This is a genomic window from Streptomyces sp. VTCC 41912 (assembly GCF_045799175.1).
In the GTDB taxonomy this organism is placed as follows: Bacteria; Actinomycetota; Actinomycetes; order Streptomycetales; family Streptomycetaceae; genus Streptomyces; species Streptomyces albulus_C.
On sequence record NZ_JBJMAB010000003.1, the window covers coordinates 127,751 to 143,799 of the forward strand.

The window sequence follows — 16,049 nt, forward strand, 5'->3', positions numbered from 1 at the left end:
CAGGGGGGCCGGAGGGTGTCCACGCCGGCCCCCTGGCCCGGCCCCTGGCCCCGGGCCCGGCTCCGCCCCGGACCGCCCCCGTACCCGGGGCCGTCCGGGCCCGGGAACGCCCCCGGTGGTGGTGCTCGCCCAGGACTCCGCCACCGGGGGCTCCACGCCGTGGCGCACCGGCGCCACACCGCCCCCCGTTACGCCCCGGGCGGTGCCGGCTCCACCGGGGGCATCGGGGCTCCGCCCGGGTTCCAGGCCGCGAGAAAGGCCGGCTGCCGGGCCAGGTCGACGAGTTCGACCCGGGCGCCGATGCTGTCCACCCGGTGGTACGCGAACGACCGCCCGTAGGGGCAGCCGCTGAACTCCTCGGGGAACCCCTCCGCCGCCAACCGCCGGGACCCGTCCTCGACCGACCGCGTCCAGAACCCGAGGTGGTCGAAGCGCGGCCCCTCGGACACGTCCCACGGCCCGCCGGGCGCGGGCTCGATCAGCTCGACGTACGGCGGCTCGCCCCGCGTGAAGGCGATCCGGAAGTCCCACTCCCCGATCCGGTCCGCCCGCGGCGCACTGAACTCGACACCGGCCGCCACCCCCAGGTCACGGATCGCCGCCGCCATGTCCGGCACGACGAAACACACGTGGTAAAAGCCCGCCACCGGGCCTCCTCTCCCCCTGCGCCGCTCTGCGCTCTTCTTCGTCACTCTGCTTCGACACTCAGCTTCGTCACTCAGCTTCGTCAGTCTGCTTCGTCACTCAGCTTCGTCACTCTGCTTCGTCACTCTGCTTCGACTGGTCGTCGTTCAGCCGTTGTTCGTCGTTGTTCGTCGTTGTTCGTCGTTGTTCGCTGTCGTTCGTTCGCTGTCGTTCGTTGGTTGGGCTGTTGGTTGGGCTGTTGGTTGGGCGGCTGGGGTCCGGCTTCCTGGCCGGGGCTTCCGGCCAGGCTTCTCGACCGCCGTTGCGTCCGCCGTTCCGTCCGCCGTTCCGTCTGCGATCCCCGCCCTCCGTCGTCCTTCCGCACCCCACCCCACCACGGATCGCCGCCGGCGGAGATCGTCGCGGCGGATCCCGGGCGGGCGATTTAGGTGCATGGGGAAACGAACTGGTTGTAGGATGACTGGGCAACCGGGCAAACGTGCGAGGCGGAGCCACCGGCGAACGGGCCGGCCGGCCGGCGCACCGGACCCGGTGGGCGGCCGCGCTCCGACGCGCGGGCCGCCGCGGCACACGACCCGCACGACGACACACGCACAGGAACGGACACGGGACCAGGGCGATGGCACTCAAGGCAGCAGGACGGCAATCCCTCGTCGACACCGTCGTCGAGGCGCTCCGCGCCCAACTGGCCGCCGGAGAATGGCAGGTCGGCACCCGCATCCCGACCGAGCACGCCCTCGCCGAGCAGCTCCAGGTCGGCCGCAACACCGTCCGCGAGGCGGTACGCGTCCTCGTGCACGCCGGAATGCTCCGCTCCCGCCAGGGCGAGGGCACCTTCGTCGTCTCCACCGCGGACCCGGCCGAGATCATGCGCGGCGTCCAGCGCGCCGGCATCCGTGACGTCCTGGAACTGCGCATCGCCCTGGAGGCGGAGGCCGCCCGCCTGGCCGCACTCCGCCACGAACCCGCCGACCTGGAACGGATGCGGGCGGCCCTGGATGCCCAGGCCGCGCTGGAGGACTCCGAGGGCCGGCCGCACTCCGGCAGCCTGGAGCTCTACGCGGACCACGACATCGCCTTCCACAAGGCCGTCGTCGAGGCCGCGCACAACACCGCGCTGACGGCGACCTACGGATGGTTCAGCAGTTCCGTACGGGAGGCGCTGGTCAGCGCGCTGGACGACCAGGCGATGCCGAAGATCGTGCACGGTGACCACCGCGCCGTCCTGGACGCGATCGCGCACGGCGACCCGGACGCCGCCGAACGCGCCACCCGCGCGCTCCTGGAGAAGCCCAAACGGGCCGTGGAGGCCCTCCTCGCCGGCGAGTGAGGGCCGGCTCCCGGCTCCCTCCCCGCTCCCCTCCCGTTCCCGCCCCCTCCCCCTTCTGACCTTCTCCGCCCTCCCCAGCACGAGGGCACGATTGGCTAGGTACGCACGCATGTCAGGGACCGATTCGACCGCTCCGGTCGACCTCATCGACGCCGAGGAAGACCTGATCCCCGCGCCGCAGGTGGCCACCGCCCGGCGCCGGCTGCGGGCCCACCCCGCGCTCCTCCTCACCGGCATCGTGCTCGCCGCGGTGAACATGCGCGCGGCGCTCGCCGGGGTCTCCCCGCTGCTCAACGAGATGGCGCAGCACTTCCACCTGGCCGCCACCGCCAGCAGCCTGGTGACCACCATCCCGCTGATCTTCATGGGCCTGGGATCGGTCATCGCGCCGCGGCTGGCGCGGCGTTGGGGCACCGAGGCGGCGCTGTGCGGCGCGCTGGTCGCGCTCTGCGGCGGCATCGTGCTGCGGATCGCGCCGCCGGTCGCCGCGCTCTTCGCCGGCTGCGCGGTGGTGGGCGGCTCCATAGCCCTGCTCAACGTGCTGATGCCGGGCCTGATCAAGCGGGACTTCCCCGATCGGGCGGCGAGCATGACGGCGCTCTACTCGACCGCGATGATCCTCGGTGCGACCGTGTCGGCCGCCTCCGCCGTCCCGTTGGAGAACGCGCTCGGCAGCTGGCAGGGCTCCTTGGTCTCCTGGTCGCTGCTGGCCGCCGTCGCCGCCCTCGTCTGGCTCCCGCAGGCCGTGATCGCCCGCCGGGGCACGCACCACGGCGAGGCCGCGGCGGCGCCCGCCCACACCACCGAGCACGGCCCGAAGCTGACCCACTCGCCGCTCGCCTGGCAGGTGACCCTCTTCATGGGCTCGCAGTCACTGATCGCGTACGTGGTCATCGCCTGGATGCCGACGATCTTCACCGACCACGGCATGGGCAAGAGCGAGGCGGGGTTGGTCTTCGCCTTCAGCACGCTGGTGCAGATGGCCGGTTCGTTCGTGGTCCCCACGCTCGCCGGCCGGATGCGCCGTCAGCGGCTGCTGGGCGTAATGGTCTCCGTCCTGATGGCGTGCGGCGTCACGGGGCTGCTGATCGCGCCGGTGGCGGGTGCCTGGCTGTGGGCCGCGGTGCTCGGCGTCGGCCAGGGCGGCGCCCTCGGCCTGGCCCTGACGATGATGGTGCTGCGGTCCGGCGACGCGCACACCGCCGCCCGGCTCTCCGGCATGGCCCAGACCGGCGGCTACCTCCTCGCCGCCGTCGGCCCGCTGGCCCTCGGCGCCGTCCACCAGGCCACCGACGGCTGGACCGTTCCGCTGTGCCTGCTGCTCGTCGTCTGCGCCGGCCTGGCCCTCCTGGGGCTGGGCGCCGGCCGTGACCGCCGCATCGGGGAGCGGGCTGCCGCCTGAGGGAGAAGGGCCGAAGGCCGAACGGTAAGGGGTGAACGGTGCGGGCCGCGGGGTGAGGGGGGCGGGGTGAGGGGACGGTTGTGGCGAGGGTGGGCGTTGCGGCGTCCGTCGTCCGCCCCCGTCGCGCCACCGCCCCACCAACGGGCTAGTGGCCCCGCTGCCGACGGTTCGGTGCGGGACGCCGGCCCCCGGGCCGCCCCGCGCAGTGCCGGTACCGGCGTTCCGCGTCCGGTCCGCGCCGTCCCGAGCCCCGGTCCGCTGCGCCGGGCGGGTCCCGCAACACGGCGGGCTGGCCTACCGTGCCCCCATGAGCGATGTTCAGCACACCGGTCACCGGCCCGGACCGCGGATCTCGCGCGCCGGCTGGCTCCTGCTCGGCGCCGTCCTGTGCGTCGTGGTCGCCCTCGTCGTGCTGATCGTGCCGCGGCTGCTGCGCGAGCGGCAGAGCGGACAGCTCGCCGTTCCCGAGGGGCAGCGGGCCAGCCAGATCTACGCGGCCGTCGACCGGGCCCTGAAGGTCCCGGCCGGCACCACCGCGCAGGCCGCCAAGACCGCGCGCCTGGACCTGCCCGCCGAAGCGCAGGGCAACCCGGAGGGCTACCTCTTCCCTGCCACCTATCCGCTGCGCAAGGACACCACGCCGGCATCGCTGCTCACGTACATGGTCAAGACCGCCGATCAGCGGCTGGCCGCCGACCGCGTCACCAGCTACCGCACGGTGGTGATCGCCAGCATCGTGCAGGCCGAGGCGGACCGGCCGGCCGACATGGGCAAGGTGGCCCGGGTGATCGACAACCGGCTCGCCCGGAACATGCCGCTCCAGATGGACTCGACGATCAACTACGCGCTCGGTCGCAGCACGCTGCGCACCAGCCACGCCGACACCCGCACCAACAGCCCCTACAACACCTACAAGTTCCAGGGCCTGCCGCCGACCCCGATCGACAATCCGGGTGCCGACGCGCTGAAGGCCGCGGCCGCGCCGCCCGCGGGGGACTGGCTCTACTTCGTCACCGTCAAACCGGGTGACACCCGCTTCACCGCCGACTACCGGCAGCACCTGCGCAACGTGCAGGAGTTCAACAACTCCCAGAAGGACACCGCCGCCGGCGACACCTCCACCGGCGGCTGACCCGACGCCGGTCGGGCCGACCGGGAAGGCGCCCCGGCCGGCCGGAACGGCCTTCGCTCACTCCTCCCCGGCCAGCGTCAGCGACCTCAGCCGGCGCGCCGCGTACCAGGTCGCCGCGCCGGTGACGGCCACCAACAGGCAGACCGCGAGCGGCAGCTGGACCGCGGAGCTGAGGGCCCCCTCGGCGCCGACCTTCTGCCCGACCGCGAGCGCCCACTGCTGGACGCTGAGGGTCCGCGCCCCGGGGACGACGTTCCCGACGAACGCCTCCCAGACCAGGGCGTAGACCAGGCCGAAGACCACGGCGTGCCGGGTGAGGGTGCCGAACAGCAGGAACAGGGCGCTGTAGGCGACCGAGGCGACGGCCGCCGCCACCGCGTACGCCACGGCTATCTGCTGGCTGTTGCCGTTGAGCACGAACCCGGCGACCAGCACCGGTATCGCCGAGAACACGGCGGTCACCCCGATCGCCACCAGCAGTTTGGTGATGATGATCGTCGAGCGGCGGACCGGCTTGGCGAGGAGGTAGACCACCGAGCCGTCGTCGATCTCCGGCCCGATCGCGCCCGTCCCCGCGATCACGCCGATCAGCGGGACCATCGTGCCCAGCGCGAAACCGCCCAGGATGCCGCCGGCCGTCGTGTCGTCGGCACCGGTCAACCCCCGGACGATCAGCGCGATCGCCACCAGGAGGGCCGGCAGCGCGAAGAGGATCAGGGCGCGGCGTCGGCCGAGCAGCGCGCGGTAGGTGAGCCGGGCGACAGTCGGGTGGAAGAGCGCGGCCTTGGGCGCGGCGGCAGGCGCCGGCGGGGCCGCGGGAGAGGTCGTGGACATGGTGCCTCAGGGCTCCTTTCTGGCCTCAGGCCGCGACGAGGTACGAGAAGACGGATTCCAACGACTCGTCGGAGGGCGAGACGGTCAACAGGCGGATGCCGTGGTCACGGGCGACCCGCGGCAGGAGCGCGGTGAACCTGGCGAAGTCGACGGCCTGGATGCGCAGGGCGCCCTCGACGACATCCACCTCGATACCGGCCGTCGAGGGGTCGGCGATCAGCGCCCCGGCCAGCGCCCGGTCGTCGTCGGACCGGACGAGGTAGCGGTGCGGACGGTCGGTCATCAGCCGGCGGATCTTGCGGAAGTCGCCGGAGGCGGCATGCCGGCCGGCCACCACCACCTCGATGTGCGAGGCCAGTTGCTCGACCTCTTCGAGGATGTGGGACGAGAACAGGACCGTGCGGCCTTCGTCGCCCATCTGCCGCAGCAGTTCCATCAGCTGCATCCGCTGGCGCGGGTCCATGCCGTTGAACGGCTCGTCGAGCAGCAGCACCGACGGGTCGTGGACCAGCGCGGAGGCCATCTTCACCCGCTGCCGCATGCCCTTGCTGTACGTCGAGACCTTGCGGTCCTGGGCGTGCTCCATCTCGACGGTGGCCAGCGCCCGGGCCGCCGCGGCCCGGCCCAGGCCGTGCAACTCGGCGTTGGCGAGGACGAATTCGCGCCCGGTGAGGAAGTCGTACATCGCCTCGCGCTCCGGGACGAGGCCGATGTGGCGGTAGCTCGCGGCGTTCCGCCAGATCGTCGTCCCGTCGAGGGTGACGGTGCCGTTGGAGGGCGCGAGGAAGCCGCCCATCATGTTGATGAGGGTGGACTTGCCGGCGCCGTTGGGACCGAGCAGTCCGGTGACGCCGGGGCCGATGGTCATGGTGATGTCGTTGACGGCGACGACGTTGCCGAACCAGCGCGAGACGTGGTCGATGTGAAGAGTGTTCACGGGTGCAGCCCATTCCTTGCGGGGCGGTGTGCGGGCGACGGGCGGAAGGTCACAGTCCGGCCTTCCGGTAGCGGCGCATCAGCAGGCCGTAGCAGCCGACGATGACGAGCAGCGAGACGAGGAGGTACACGCATCCGGCGCCGGTCGACGGCGTCAGTCCGTTGGGGAAGGAACTGGTGCCGCCCAGGAACGTGGACTGCACCCCGTCGACGAGGGTGATCGGGGAGAACAGCCCCAGCCAGCCGACGGCGGCCTCGCTGCCCTGGAGGGTGGCGATGCCCTGGATGGCGCTGACCGCGCCGTACGGGATGGTGAGCACGGCGATCACCGCGGCGACGCCGAAGCCACGGCGCGGGGTGAGCGCCGAGACGACCAGCCCTATCCCCGCGAACAGCAGCGACAGCAGCGCGACGCAGACCAGCCCCTGCCCGAACCCCTTGGTCTGTGCGGCGAAGTCCAACTTCCCCAGCAGCGCCCCGACGTAGAGGATCACCAGGGGGGCGGCGGTGAGGACGAACAGCGCGCTCGCCATCGCCGCGTACTTCGCCACGACGTAGTCGGCCCGCTCGATCGGCCGGGAGAAATACAGCGGCGTGGTCTTGAACCGCAGGTCGCGGGAGACCGACTGCGGGGCCTGCGCCGCCAGGTAGAGGCCGATGACGGCCTGGAGGAAGATCGCGTACCGGGTGTAGCCGATCGGGAGGCTGCTGGCCTTGGTGAACATCGTCACCGCGACCATGATCCCGGCGGGCAGGCACATCACTCCGAAGAGCAGCATCGGCAGCACCTTGCTCTTCGCCGACCGCCCCAGCCCGTACGCGCCGCGCAGGCTCTGCGAGAACAGCGAGCGCCGGGCGTAGGAGCGGCCGAGTCGGGGGCCGTCGTAGTGCCGGTAGCCGATGTTGTGGATGTAGGCGCCGCCGGGCGTGGTTTCCGTACTCATCCTGCGTTCCCTCCGCCCACGGTCGTGGACCGATCGGTGTCCTGCTCCGCCGTTGCGTTCCGTGCCGTCGGCGCGGCGCCGGGCCGCGCCGGTGCACCGGCAGCCGCCTGCGCGTCCGCGTCGCGGAACACCTCGGCTATCTGGTGCCGCCGCTGCTCCATCCGCACCAGCCCGAGCCCCAGCCCGGCGACCGTGTCGCGCACCAGGTCGTACGTCTCGTCCCCGGACGCCTCGACGAAGAGGACGTGCCCCGGGGCGGCCAGACCCTCGGTGCCGGGGGCGCCGGTGGTCACCGCGGCGCCGGCCGCGACGAGCGCCGCGCGCAGCGCTCCGGTGCCGTCCGGATGGGCGTCGGTGTCCGTGACCTCCACCGCCAGCGAGGCGGTGACCTTGGTGAACTCCGTGGTGGAGGAGGAGCGCAGCAGCTTGCCGCCGTCGATGACGACGACGTGGTCGCAGGTGCGCTCCAGCTCTCCCAGCAGGTGCGAGGTGACCAGGACCGAGATGCCGAAGTCGGTGTGGACGCGCCGGATCAGGCCGAGCATCTCGTCCCGACCGACCGGGTCCAGGCCGTTGGTGGGCTCGTCCAGGAACACCAGCTGCGGGTCGTGCACCAGCGCCTGGGCCAGCTTGACGCGCTGCTTCATGCCCGTGGAGTAGCCCCCGATGGGGCGGTACCGCTCCTCGTAGAGCCCGACGTGGCGCAGGGTGTCGGCGGTGCGCTCCCGGGCGGCGGTCGGCGGCAGACCGGACATCCGGGCCATGTGCACCACGAACTCGGTCGCGGAGACGTCCGGCGGCAGGCAGTCGTGCTCGGGCATGTAGCCGACCCGCTCACGGATACTGCTGCCGTCCTTGGTCACGTCCAGTCCGAGGACGTGGGCGGTCCCCTCGGTGGCGGGAGCCAGCCCGAGGAGGATCTTGATCAGGGTCGACTTTCCGGCGCCGTTGGCACCCACCAGGCCCGTTACGCCGGGGGCGATGTCAACGGAGAGCCGGTCCAGGGCGGTCACCCGCGGGTACCGCTTGGTCAGGCTTTCGGTCACGATCACAGTCACGTGTTCGACGGTAGTGGCGCCCACCACACCCGTCGTCAACCCCTGCGGTGGTCTTCGCCTACCCCTCGGGTACGACATGCCCGTAGGGGTTCTCCTGCTTCAGCGGCACGGGAACCGGGATCGAACGGTGCTTTCGGCCCTCACCCCGGGCGTTCCCGGGCGTTCCCGGGCCTTCCCGGCGGTCCTCTCCCTGCGCCTCCGCCATCGCGCCGTGCCGTCGCCGCCGCCGCGCGCCCCGCCGTCGCGCCGTGTCGTGGGGCTCGTCGGCCGCGCACCCTTGACGCAGCCTCCAGTCATTGTCACATTCATCAGTGGCAAGTTACGGGCACGTACCGCGATGGACCGCTTACGGACGGACGGTTGGCGATGGCCTCAGTCACCTCAGCGACCTCAGCGACCTCAGCAGCAACGAGAGGACGCACCGCCGAGCTCAGGGGATTCCGGGAGGTGCAGCGGCTCGCCTACGCCTGCGCGGAAGCGGTGGCCGCCCAGCTCAAACCCGGGGTCACCGAGCGCGCCGCGGCGCGGATGCAACGCGAGTGGCTGCGCGAGCGCGGTGTACGGGACTGGTTCCACCTGCCGTTCGCGTGGTTCGGCGACCGCACCGCGTTCGTCAACTTCCGCGTGCCGCTGCAGTTCTTCCCCACCCACCGCGAACTGGAGCCGGGGATGCCGTTCATCCTCGACATGGCACCGGTCCTCAACGGCTACACCGCCGACATCGGCTACTCCGGCTGCCTGGGCCTCAACCCCGTGCACGACCGGCTGCTGGCCGATCTCGAAGCCCACCGCGAGCTGATCCTGCGCGAGGTCCGCGAGCGCCGCCCGCTGCGCGAGATCTACCAGGACGTCGACCGGTTGATGGTGCGGCAGGGCTACGCCAACCGCCACCGCGCCTACCCCTTCGGCGTCATCGCGCACAAGGTCGACCGCGTCCGGCAGCGCCGCTGGTCCCCCACCCTCTTCGGGTTCGGCACCCAGTCCCTCAAGGGCCTCGCCTCCGACGCGCTGCACGGCCACCGGGACGGCTGGTCCCCACTGTGGAGTCCGTACACCTTCTCCGACCACCCTCCGCAGCCCGGGCTGTGGGCGGTCGAACCCCACCTCGGTTTCCGGGGAACGGGAGCGAAATTCGAGGAGATCCTGGTCGTCACGGACTCCAAGGACCCGCAGGAAAGCGCCTTTTGGTTGGACGACGATCTGCCGCACGTGCGGCGCTGGCAGGAGGAGAAGGCCGCGTGAAGACGGGACGTGGACGGCACGAACACCAGGGCCGAGGCCGGGGCCGCGGACAGGAACGGGGCGCAGGGCGGCCGGCGGCGGCCGGCACCGGACTCCCGGAGGCCCGGGAGCGCCGGGTGCACACCGGCGGGATCGACCTGTGCGTCGCCGAACTCGGCGACCCCGACCGGCCCACCGTGGTGCTGGTGCACGGCTATCCGGACAGCAAGGAGGTCTGGTCGGAGGTCGCCCGCGGCCTTGCCGAACGCTTCCACGTGGTGCTCTACGACGTCCGCGGCTGCGGACGCTCCACCGCACCGCGACCGCTGCGCGGCGGCTTCACCCTGGAGAAGCTGACCGATGACTTCCTGGCCGTGGCGGACGCGGTCAGCCCCGACCGGCCGGTCCACCTCGTGGGCCACGACTGGGGCTCCGTCCAGGGCTGGGAGTTCGCCACCGTGCGACGCACCGAGGGCCGGATCGCCTCCTTCACCTCCATGTCCGGCCCGTCCCTCGACCACTTCGGGCACTGGATCAAGAAGCGGATGGCACGCCCCACCCCGGGACGCGCCGCCCAACTGCTCAACCAGGGCGCCAAGTCCTGGTACGTCTACCTGCTGCACACCCCCGCACTGCCCGAAATGGCGTGGAAGGGCCCGCTCGGCAAGCGGTGGCCGGGCATCCTGCGCCGGGTGGAGAAGGTGCCCGACGGCGAGTACCCCACCGCCTCGCTGCCCACCGACGCGGCCCACGGCGCCTGGCTCTACCGCGACAACGTCCGCGCCCGCCTGCGCCGCCCCCGCCCCGACGCCTACGCGCACTGCCCGGTCCAGCTCATCACCCCGACCGGCGACGCCTTCCTCTCCCAGCGCCTCTACGACGACCTCGACCAGTGGGCGCCCCAACTGGTGCGCCGCTCGCTCCCGGCCAAGCACTGGGTGCCGCGCACCAGGCCGGACCAGCTCGTCTCCTGGATCGGCGCGTTCATCACCGCGAAGGAGGAGGGCGACCCGGCGAAGGACGTCGTGGCCGCCGGCCCGCACGCCGACCGCTTCGGCGGGCAGCTGGTCCTGGTGACCGGCGCGGCCAGCGGGATCGGCCGGGCCACCGCGTTCGCGTTCGCGGAGGCCGGTGCGCGGATCGTCGCCGTCGACCGGGACGCCGAGGGCGCCGCCCGCACCGCCGAGATGGCCCGGCTGATCGGCGCCCCGGCGGCCTGGGGCGAGGCCGTCGACGTCTCGGACGAGGCGGCGATGGAGAAGCTCGCCGACAAGGTGGACGCCGAGTACGGCACCGTCGACGTGCTGGTCAACAACGCCGGCATCGGGCTCTCCGGCGCCTTCCTGGACACCACCACCGAGGACTGGAAGAAGGTCCTGGACGTCAACCTGTGGGGCGTCATCCACGGCTGCCGGATCTTCGGCAAGCGGATGGTGGACCGCGGCCAGGGCGGTCACATCGTCAACACCGCCTCGGCCGCCGCCTTCCAACCGTCGCGGATCCTGCCCGCCTACAGCACCTCCAAGGCGGCGGTCCTGATGCTCAGCGAGTGCCTGCGCGCCGAACTGGCCGGGCAGGGCATCGGCGTCACCGCCATCTGCCCCGGCCTCGTCAACACCGCCATCACCGGCACCGCCCGCTTCGCCGGGGTCTCCGCCGAGGAGGAGAAGCGCCGCCAGGCCAAGGCCGCGCGGATGTACGGGATGCGCAACTACCCGCCGGAGAAGGTCGCCGACGCCATCCTGCGCGCGGTGGTCCGCAACCAGGCAGTGGTCCCGGTCACCCCCGAGGCGCGCGGCGCCCACCTGCTGTCCCGCTTCACCCCACGGGCGCTGCGCGCCCTCGCCCGCATCGAACCCCCGGTGTAGCCGCGCCGCTCGCCCATGCCCCGCAGGCGCCCCACGGCCCGTGCCGGGTGGCGGCCGGGCCGGACGCCACCGGTCCGGCCGCCACCCCGAGATCAGGAGAATCCCGCACGTCAGGAGCTGCCGATGAGCACGTCACACGCCCAGGAGCACCACCCCATCGCGCCCCGCCGAGTCTCCTTCGACTGGCGCGAGACCCCGCTGCACTGGATACCGGACGAACCCACCGCCACCCATGTGATCAACGTGCTCCACCTGCTGCTCCCCGCCGGTGAGCGGTGGTTCGTGAAGGTCTTCAAGGAGGCCCTCCCCCTGGTCGAGGACGATCAACTCCTCCAGGACGTCAAGGGGTTCATGGGCCAGGAGGCCACCCACAGCGTCCAGCACTCCTACGTCCTGGACCACCTCGCCCACCAGGGCCTTGCCACCGACCCCTACACCCGGCACGTCGACTTCCTCTTCGAGCACCTCCTGGGGGACCGGCCCCCCTTCGCCGTCCCGGTCCCCGAACGGGAGTGGCTGCGCTTCCGGCTGGCCCTGATCGCCGCCATCGAGCAGTTCACCGCGGTGCTCGGCACCTGGGTCCTGGCCGCCGACGGACTGGACCGCGCCGACCCGGACCCGGTGATGCTCGACCTGCTCCGCTGGCACGGCGCCGAAGAGGTCGAGCACCGCGCGGTCGCCTTCGACATGTACCAGCACGCCGGCGGCCAGGACCCCGCCCGCTACGCCCGCCGCGTCCTGGCCATGGGCGTGACGGCCCCCGTCCTGCTGTACCTCTGGGCCTGGGGCACGGCCTACCTGCTCCGGCACGACCCCCAACTGGCCGCTCCCGCCCGCTACTCGCTCCGCGAGCACAACCGCGCGGTGCGCAAGGGGCTGCTGCCCACCTGGCGGGAACTGGGCGCGGCGATCCCCCGCTACCTGCGCCGCTCCTACCACCCGTCGCAGGAAGGATCGCTCCGTGCCGCCGTCGCCTACCTCGCCTCCTCCCCGGCCGCCCGCGCCGCAGCGGGTGCGGTGGGCCGCGCGGCGCTGCGCTAGCCAGTCCCCACCCGGGCGCTGCTCGGCCGGGCCCGGTGCCCGCCGCGAGCTTCGGAGCAGGCGGCCGGGCAGCCGGGCAGCCGTATCGTGGCACCGCCGCGCCCGGCCCGTGGCACGGCCGAAGGTGCCGCTGCCGAGGTCCGCGGCGCCCCGGCCCGGCGGCCCGGCGCCCCGGCGGCCCGGCGACCCGGCGACCCGGCGACCCGCAGGCAACTGCCACGTAGGCAGCCGTCCCGTGACGGCTGACCGGCACACCGGCCCTCCTCGGAGGGGGAGCCGCCCGTAAGGAGCACCGCAGTGACGACCGAGCAGCCGCCGACGGCCGAGTACCGGATCGAGGACCTGGCCCATCTCACCGGCGCCACGGTCCGGACCATCCGCGCCTACCAGGACCGGGGGCTGCTCCCCCGCCCTGAGCGCCGCGGCCGCGCCAACGTGTACGGCGACGCCCACCTGGCGCGGCTCCGCCAGATCGCCGACCTGCTCGACCGCGGCTACACCCTCGCCAGCATCAAGGAACTCCTCGAAGCCTGGGACGCCGGACGGGACCTGGGCGGCGTCCTGGGCCTGGTCGCCGAGATCGACGGGCCATGGACCGACGAGAAGCCGACCCGCATCAGCCGCACCGACCTCGACGCCGCCTTCGGCGGCACCCCCGACGAGCGAGCGGTGGCCGAGGCCGTCGACCTGGGCGTCCTGGAGCGCGTCCCCGGCCGGGACGACGAGTTCCTGGTCCCCAGCCCCCAGGAACTCGCCGTCGCCGCCGAACTGCACTCCGCGGGCGTCCCGCTCCTGGCGATCTCCGAGCACCTGCGGGAGGTGCGCGGCCAGGTCGAGCACATCGCCTCGCGTTTCCTGGACTTCACCACCGAGCACGTCTTCCGGACGTTCCTCCACCATGCCCCCACCGAGGCCGAGACGGCGGAGGCCACCGCGTTGGTACGCCGCCTCCGACCGCTCGCCCAACAGACCATCGACGCCGAACTGGCCCGCGCCATGCGCACCCTGGCCACCCGGTACATCCGTCACCACCTCACCGAGGCACTGGCGCCCGGCCAGCCGGAATACGACAGCCCTCCGACGGAACGATCGGGCAGCGCCTCGGGGGCGGCCGTGCGATGGCCCGAGCCGCCAGTCCCGGATGGACGGGACGCCGGCGGGCGGCCCACGAGGGGGACCGAGAACGGGCCACGGCATCTGCGGGAGGCAGCGGCTCCCGAACCCGTCGCGGACCCCCGTCCCGCGGCCGGCACCGAGGCCGTTTCGCTGCCCACCGCGTCCGTCCAGGCCGTACGCGATCTGGTCGGGCCGCAGCACACGGCCGCCTTCATCGCCGCCGCCGCCCAGCGCGAGGTGCAGGCCCGCACCATGGACGCCCTGACCGCAGCCGCCCGGGAACCCCGTCCGGCCGAGGGGGACGCGCCCCGTTCCTGACTGCCCGCCGTGCGCCTCGGGGGGCTGGCCCCTACCCGCGCCCCCTCCCGTACTGGGCCCTTCCCCAGGGCAGCTCCGGCTTGCCGCACTGTGCAGTTGTCAAGGATCACGCCGGGCGGGCCCTCCCGCCTGACCGCCCCTCCGGGGGGCGTCACACGGCCGGGTCCGGCAACCAGTTGCCGTGGAAGCCGTACGGCACCCGGCGGGGCAGGGACACCGTGGCGACCGGGCCGGCCGTGAGGTCGTCCGCGTCGAGGATCACCAGGTCACTGGTGTCGCTCGTCGCGTCATAGACGTAGGTGATCAGCCAGCCCGGTCCGCCCGGCCGGTCGTCGGCGGGAGCGAACGCCGCCTCGCCCGGGGTGCGTCCCGGCCCGAAGTCGTACCGCACCGCCGCGCCGGTCCTCAGGTCGTAGCGGAGCAGCGCGCCGGGGCGTCCGCCGGTGCCGGGTCCGTCGGCGGAGGTGACGTGACCGAAGCGGGCGGGCTGTCCGGCGAGCCGGTCGTCTATTCGGGGGAACTCACCTGCCTGGTCGTCGATTTGCTCCTCGGCCACGGTGCCGGTGGCGAGATCGATGGTCCAGCGCCAGAGGCAGGGGGTCGAGCGGCCGTCCAGCGCGGCGTAGCGGGAGACGTGGAGGACGATCCGGTGATCGCCGTCGTCATGGGCGTTCAGCGCGTGGAAGACGTAGCAGGGATCGATGGCCAGCCAGCGGACCTCGCCGTGCGGATCGTCCCGGCGCAGCACTCCCAAGCGGGCCCCGTACTCCGGATCCCAGCGGTACGGCATGCCGGGACGTTGACGGTCGTGGACCATCGGGAGGTCCATGAAGACGACGTGGCGGGCCGTCAGATGGAAGTCGTGCATCATCGTGGCAGCGGGGACGTCGATCGGACGGCTGAGCTCCAACTCCCCTGCGGCGTCGGCGCGGTGATAGGTCAGGTAGCGGCCCGTGGAATGGCCGTAGCCGAAGAAGTGCAGCTCAGCGGTGGTGGGGCAGGTTTTGGGGTGGGCGGTCATGGCCGTGGTGAGCCGGCCGCCGAAGTCGTGGGGTCCGACCGTTTCCAACTCGTGCCCGGGTCGGCAGTCGATCTCGTAGGGGAAGGACGATTCGACCAGCGCCAGCGTGCGACCGGCGTGCCGGACGACGTGGGTGTTGGCGACCCCGGCGGTCGGGTCGTGGTGACCTTGGGCGTCGATGACGCGGACGCGGTCGACGAAGGTCGAGGTGCGCACCCAGCGGTTGCGGTAGGAGACGGCCCGTCCGCCCTCCAGGCGCACGCCGTGGACCATGCCGTCCCCGAAGAACCAGTGCGGGCTGTCGGCGTCCTGCGGGTTGGGACCGTTGCGCAGGTACCAGCCGGTGAGCTCCGGCGGGATGGAGCCGGTGACCGGGAGGTCGTAGGCGGTCAGTTCGTCGGTGACCGGGGCGAAGTTGCCGGCCAGGTGCGGCGGTGCGGCCGACGCGGCCGACAGCGTGGTGGACGGAGCTGTGCTCATGAGGTCATGCCTCCCTGGGCGTCGAGCCGCGCGCCGGACTGCTGTAGGAAGCGGGTCCGTGCCCGGTCCGGATAGACGGCGGTGAATCGGAGGGGAAGGACGAATCCGGCGATCTGCACGAGGACCGACAGGGTCGCGCCGAAGCCGTAGGCGGCTATCACGACCTGGGCGGCAGCACTGAGGGTGAAGGACAGGGCCCATGTCGCGGTGATGGTGATGTTGATGCGCCGGAACAGCGGGGTGCGCCAGACCTCGGGCGGTGCCATCCGGCGGGCGATCGCCATGGTGAAGGGGCGCCGCACGGCGAGCGAGACCCAGGCGATGAGCGCGAGCCACCCCACTGACAGGGCGCTGCTGTACGCCTCGACGCCACTGTCGGGGCGGGCGAAGGCGACGGCGGTCAGGCCCGTGAAGAAGACGATGGTGCCATACTCCAACAGCCGGGATTCCAGGTCGAGTCCCGCGGCGCGGTCCGCTATCAGCAGCGCCACCGAGGCCACCAGTCCAGCGAGCGCCCCCCACTGCCAGCCGGCCGTGGACACCCCCGCGAAGACCAGCCATGGAATGAAGCTCCGCAGGTAATTCATGATCCCCCCATTTCGGTCGCGCCCGATCGCGTCGGGCGACTGGTCGACGCTGCACCGGCCGACGGACGCGGCTACAGCTGCGTCGGGAGCGGCGTTCCCATCCCGGCGACATTCCA

14 protein-coding genes are annotated in these 16,049 nt (G+C 72.5%); 7 read left to right on the forward strand and 7 right to left on the reverse strand.

The genetic code is table 11. From position 1 onward, the window contains the following. Positions 1–188: 188 nt before the first annotated feature. On the reverse strand, positions 189–647 hold the full coding sequence (locus ACJ6WD_RS06000; protein WP_233657306.1) for a VOC family protein: 459 nt from the start codon (positions 645–647) through the stop codon (positions 189–191). A 617-nt stretch (positions 648–1,264) separates the two neighbouring features. On the opposite strand from ACJ6WD_RS06000, the gene ACJ6WD_RS06005 reads away from it, so the two are divergent. The 3 genes from ACJ6WD_RS06005 to mltG all read left to right on the forward strand — a co-directional run bounded on the left by ACJ6WD_RS06005 (position 1,265) and on the right by mltG (position 4,509). Continuing rightward, positions 1,265–1,975, forward strand: a complete 711-nt coding sequence (locus ACJ6WD_RS06005; protein WP_038520533.1) for a FadR/GntR family transcriptional regulator — start codon at positions 1,265–1,267, stop codon at positions 1,973–1,975. A 109-nt stretch (positions 1,976–2,084) separates the two neighbouring features. Further along, positions 2,085–3,377: a CynX/NimT family MFS transporter gene (locus ACJ6WD_RS06010; protein ID WP_376437757.1), complete on the forward strand. Its 1,293-nt coding sequence runs from the start codon at positions 2,085–2,087 to the stop codon at positions 3,375–3,377. A 307-nt stretch (positions 3,378–3,684) separates the two neighbouring features. Then, a complete protein-coding gene (mltG, locus tag ACJ6WD_RS06015) occupies positions 3,685–4,509 on the forward strand; it encodes an endolytic transglycosylase MltG (RefSeq protein ID WP_233657303.1) in 825 nt (274 codons plus the stop codon). A gap of 57 nt (positions 4,510–4,566) precedes the next feature. Here mltG and ACJ6WD_RS06020 read toward each other — a convergent pair whose 3' ends face one another. The 4 genes from ACJ6WD_RS06020 to ACJ6WD_RS06035 are packed head-to-tail and all read right to left on the reverse strand — an operon-like array spanning position 4,567 to position 8,359. Continuing rightward, positions 4,567–5,343: an ABC transporter permease gene (locus tag ACJ6WD_RS06020; protein ID WP_233657302.1), complete on the reverse strand. Its 777-nt coding sequence runs from the start codon at positions 5,341–5,343 to the stop codon at positions 4,567–4,569. A 25-nt stretch (positions 5,344–5,368) separates the two neighbouring features. Next, positions 5,369–6,280, reverse strand: a complete 912-nt coding sequence (locus tag ACJ6WD_RS06025; protein ID WP_016570615.1) for an ABC transporter ATP-binding protein — start codon at positions 6,278–6,280, stop codon at positions 5,369–5,371. A 49-nt stretch (positions 6,281–6,329) separates the two neighbouring features. After that, positions 6,330–7,223 (reverse strand): ABC transporter permease, encoded by an 894-nt coding sequence (locus ACJ6WD_RS06030; RefSeq protein ID WP_233657301.1) that lies wholly within the window; start codon positions 7,221–7,223, stop codon positions 6,330–6,332. After that, entirely contained in the window at positions 7,220–8,359 is a 1,140-nt protein-coding gene (locus ACJ6WD_RS06035) for an ABC transporter ATP-binding protein (protein ID WP_331247451.1), read from the reverse strand. The genes ACJ6WD_RS06030 and ACJ6WD_RS06035 overlap by 4 nt, the downstream gene beginning before the upstream one ends. A 288-nt stretch (positions 8,360–8,647) precedes the next feature. On the opposite strand from ACJ6WD_RS06035, the gene ACJ6WD_RS06040 reads away from it, so the two are divergent. The 4 genes from ACJ6WD_RS06040 to ACJ6WD_RS06055 all read left to right on the forward strand — a co-directional run bounded on the left by ACJ6WD_RS06040 (position 8,648) and on the right by ACJ6WD_RS06055 (position 13,845). Then, the gene (locus tag ACJ6WD_RS06040) at positions 8,648–9,523 is read left to right on the forward strand and encodes a M24 family metallopeptidase (protein ID WP_407615254.1); all 876 of its coding nucleotides are present in this window, start codon (positions 8,648–8,650) and stop codon (positions 9,521–9,523) included. 116 nt (positions 9,524–9,639) lie between these two features. Further along, positions 9,640–11,370, forward strand: coding sequence for an SDR family oxidoreductase (locus ACJ6WD_RS06045; protein WP_407615320.1), 1,731 nt, complete (start codon positions 9,640–9,642; stop codon positions 11,368–11,370). A 123-nt stretch (positions 11,371–11,493) separates the two neighbouring features. Further along, positions 11,494–12,411: a metal-dependent hydrolase gene (locus tag ACJ6WD_RS06050; RefSeq protein WP_407615255.1), complete on the forward strand. Its 918-nt coding sequence runs from the start codon at positions 11,494–11,496 to the stop codon at positions 12,409–12,411. A gap of 297 nt (positions 12,412–12,708) precedes the next feature. Continuing rightward, positions 12,709–13,845, forward strand: coding sequence for a MerR family transcriptional regulator (locus ACJ6WD_RS06055; protein WP_407615256.1), 1,137 nt, complete (start codon positions 12,709–12,711; stop codon positions 13,843–13,845). A gap of 151 nt (positions 13,846–13,996) precedes the next feature. Here the strand turns inward: ACJ6WD_RS06055 and ACJ6WD_RS06060 are convergent, their stop codons facing one another. Together ACJ6WD_RS06060 and ACJ6WD_RS06065 are read right to left on the reverse strand one after the other, a co-directional pair. Beyond that, on the reverse strand, positions 13,997–15,346 hold the full coding sequence (locus ACJ6WD_RS06060) for a carotenoid oxygenase family protein (RefSeq protein WP_407615257.1): 1,350 nt from the start codon (positions 15,344–15,346) through the stop codon (positions 13,997–13,999). Further along, complete coding sequence (locus ACJ6WD_RS06065; RefSeq protein ID WP_407615258.1) at positions 15,343–15,933, reverse strand: hypothetical protein; 591 nt, start codon at positions 15,931–15,933, stop codon at positions 15,343–15,345. Before ACJ6WD_RS06065 ends, ACJ6WD_RS06060 begins: the two co-directional genes overlap by 4 nt. Positions 15,934–16,049: the final 116 nt, after the last annotated feature.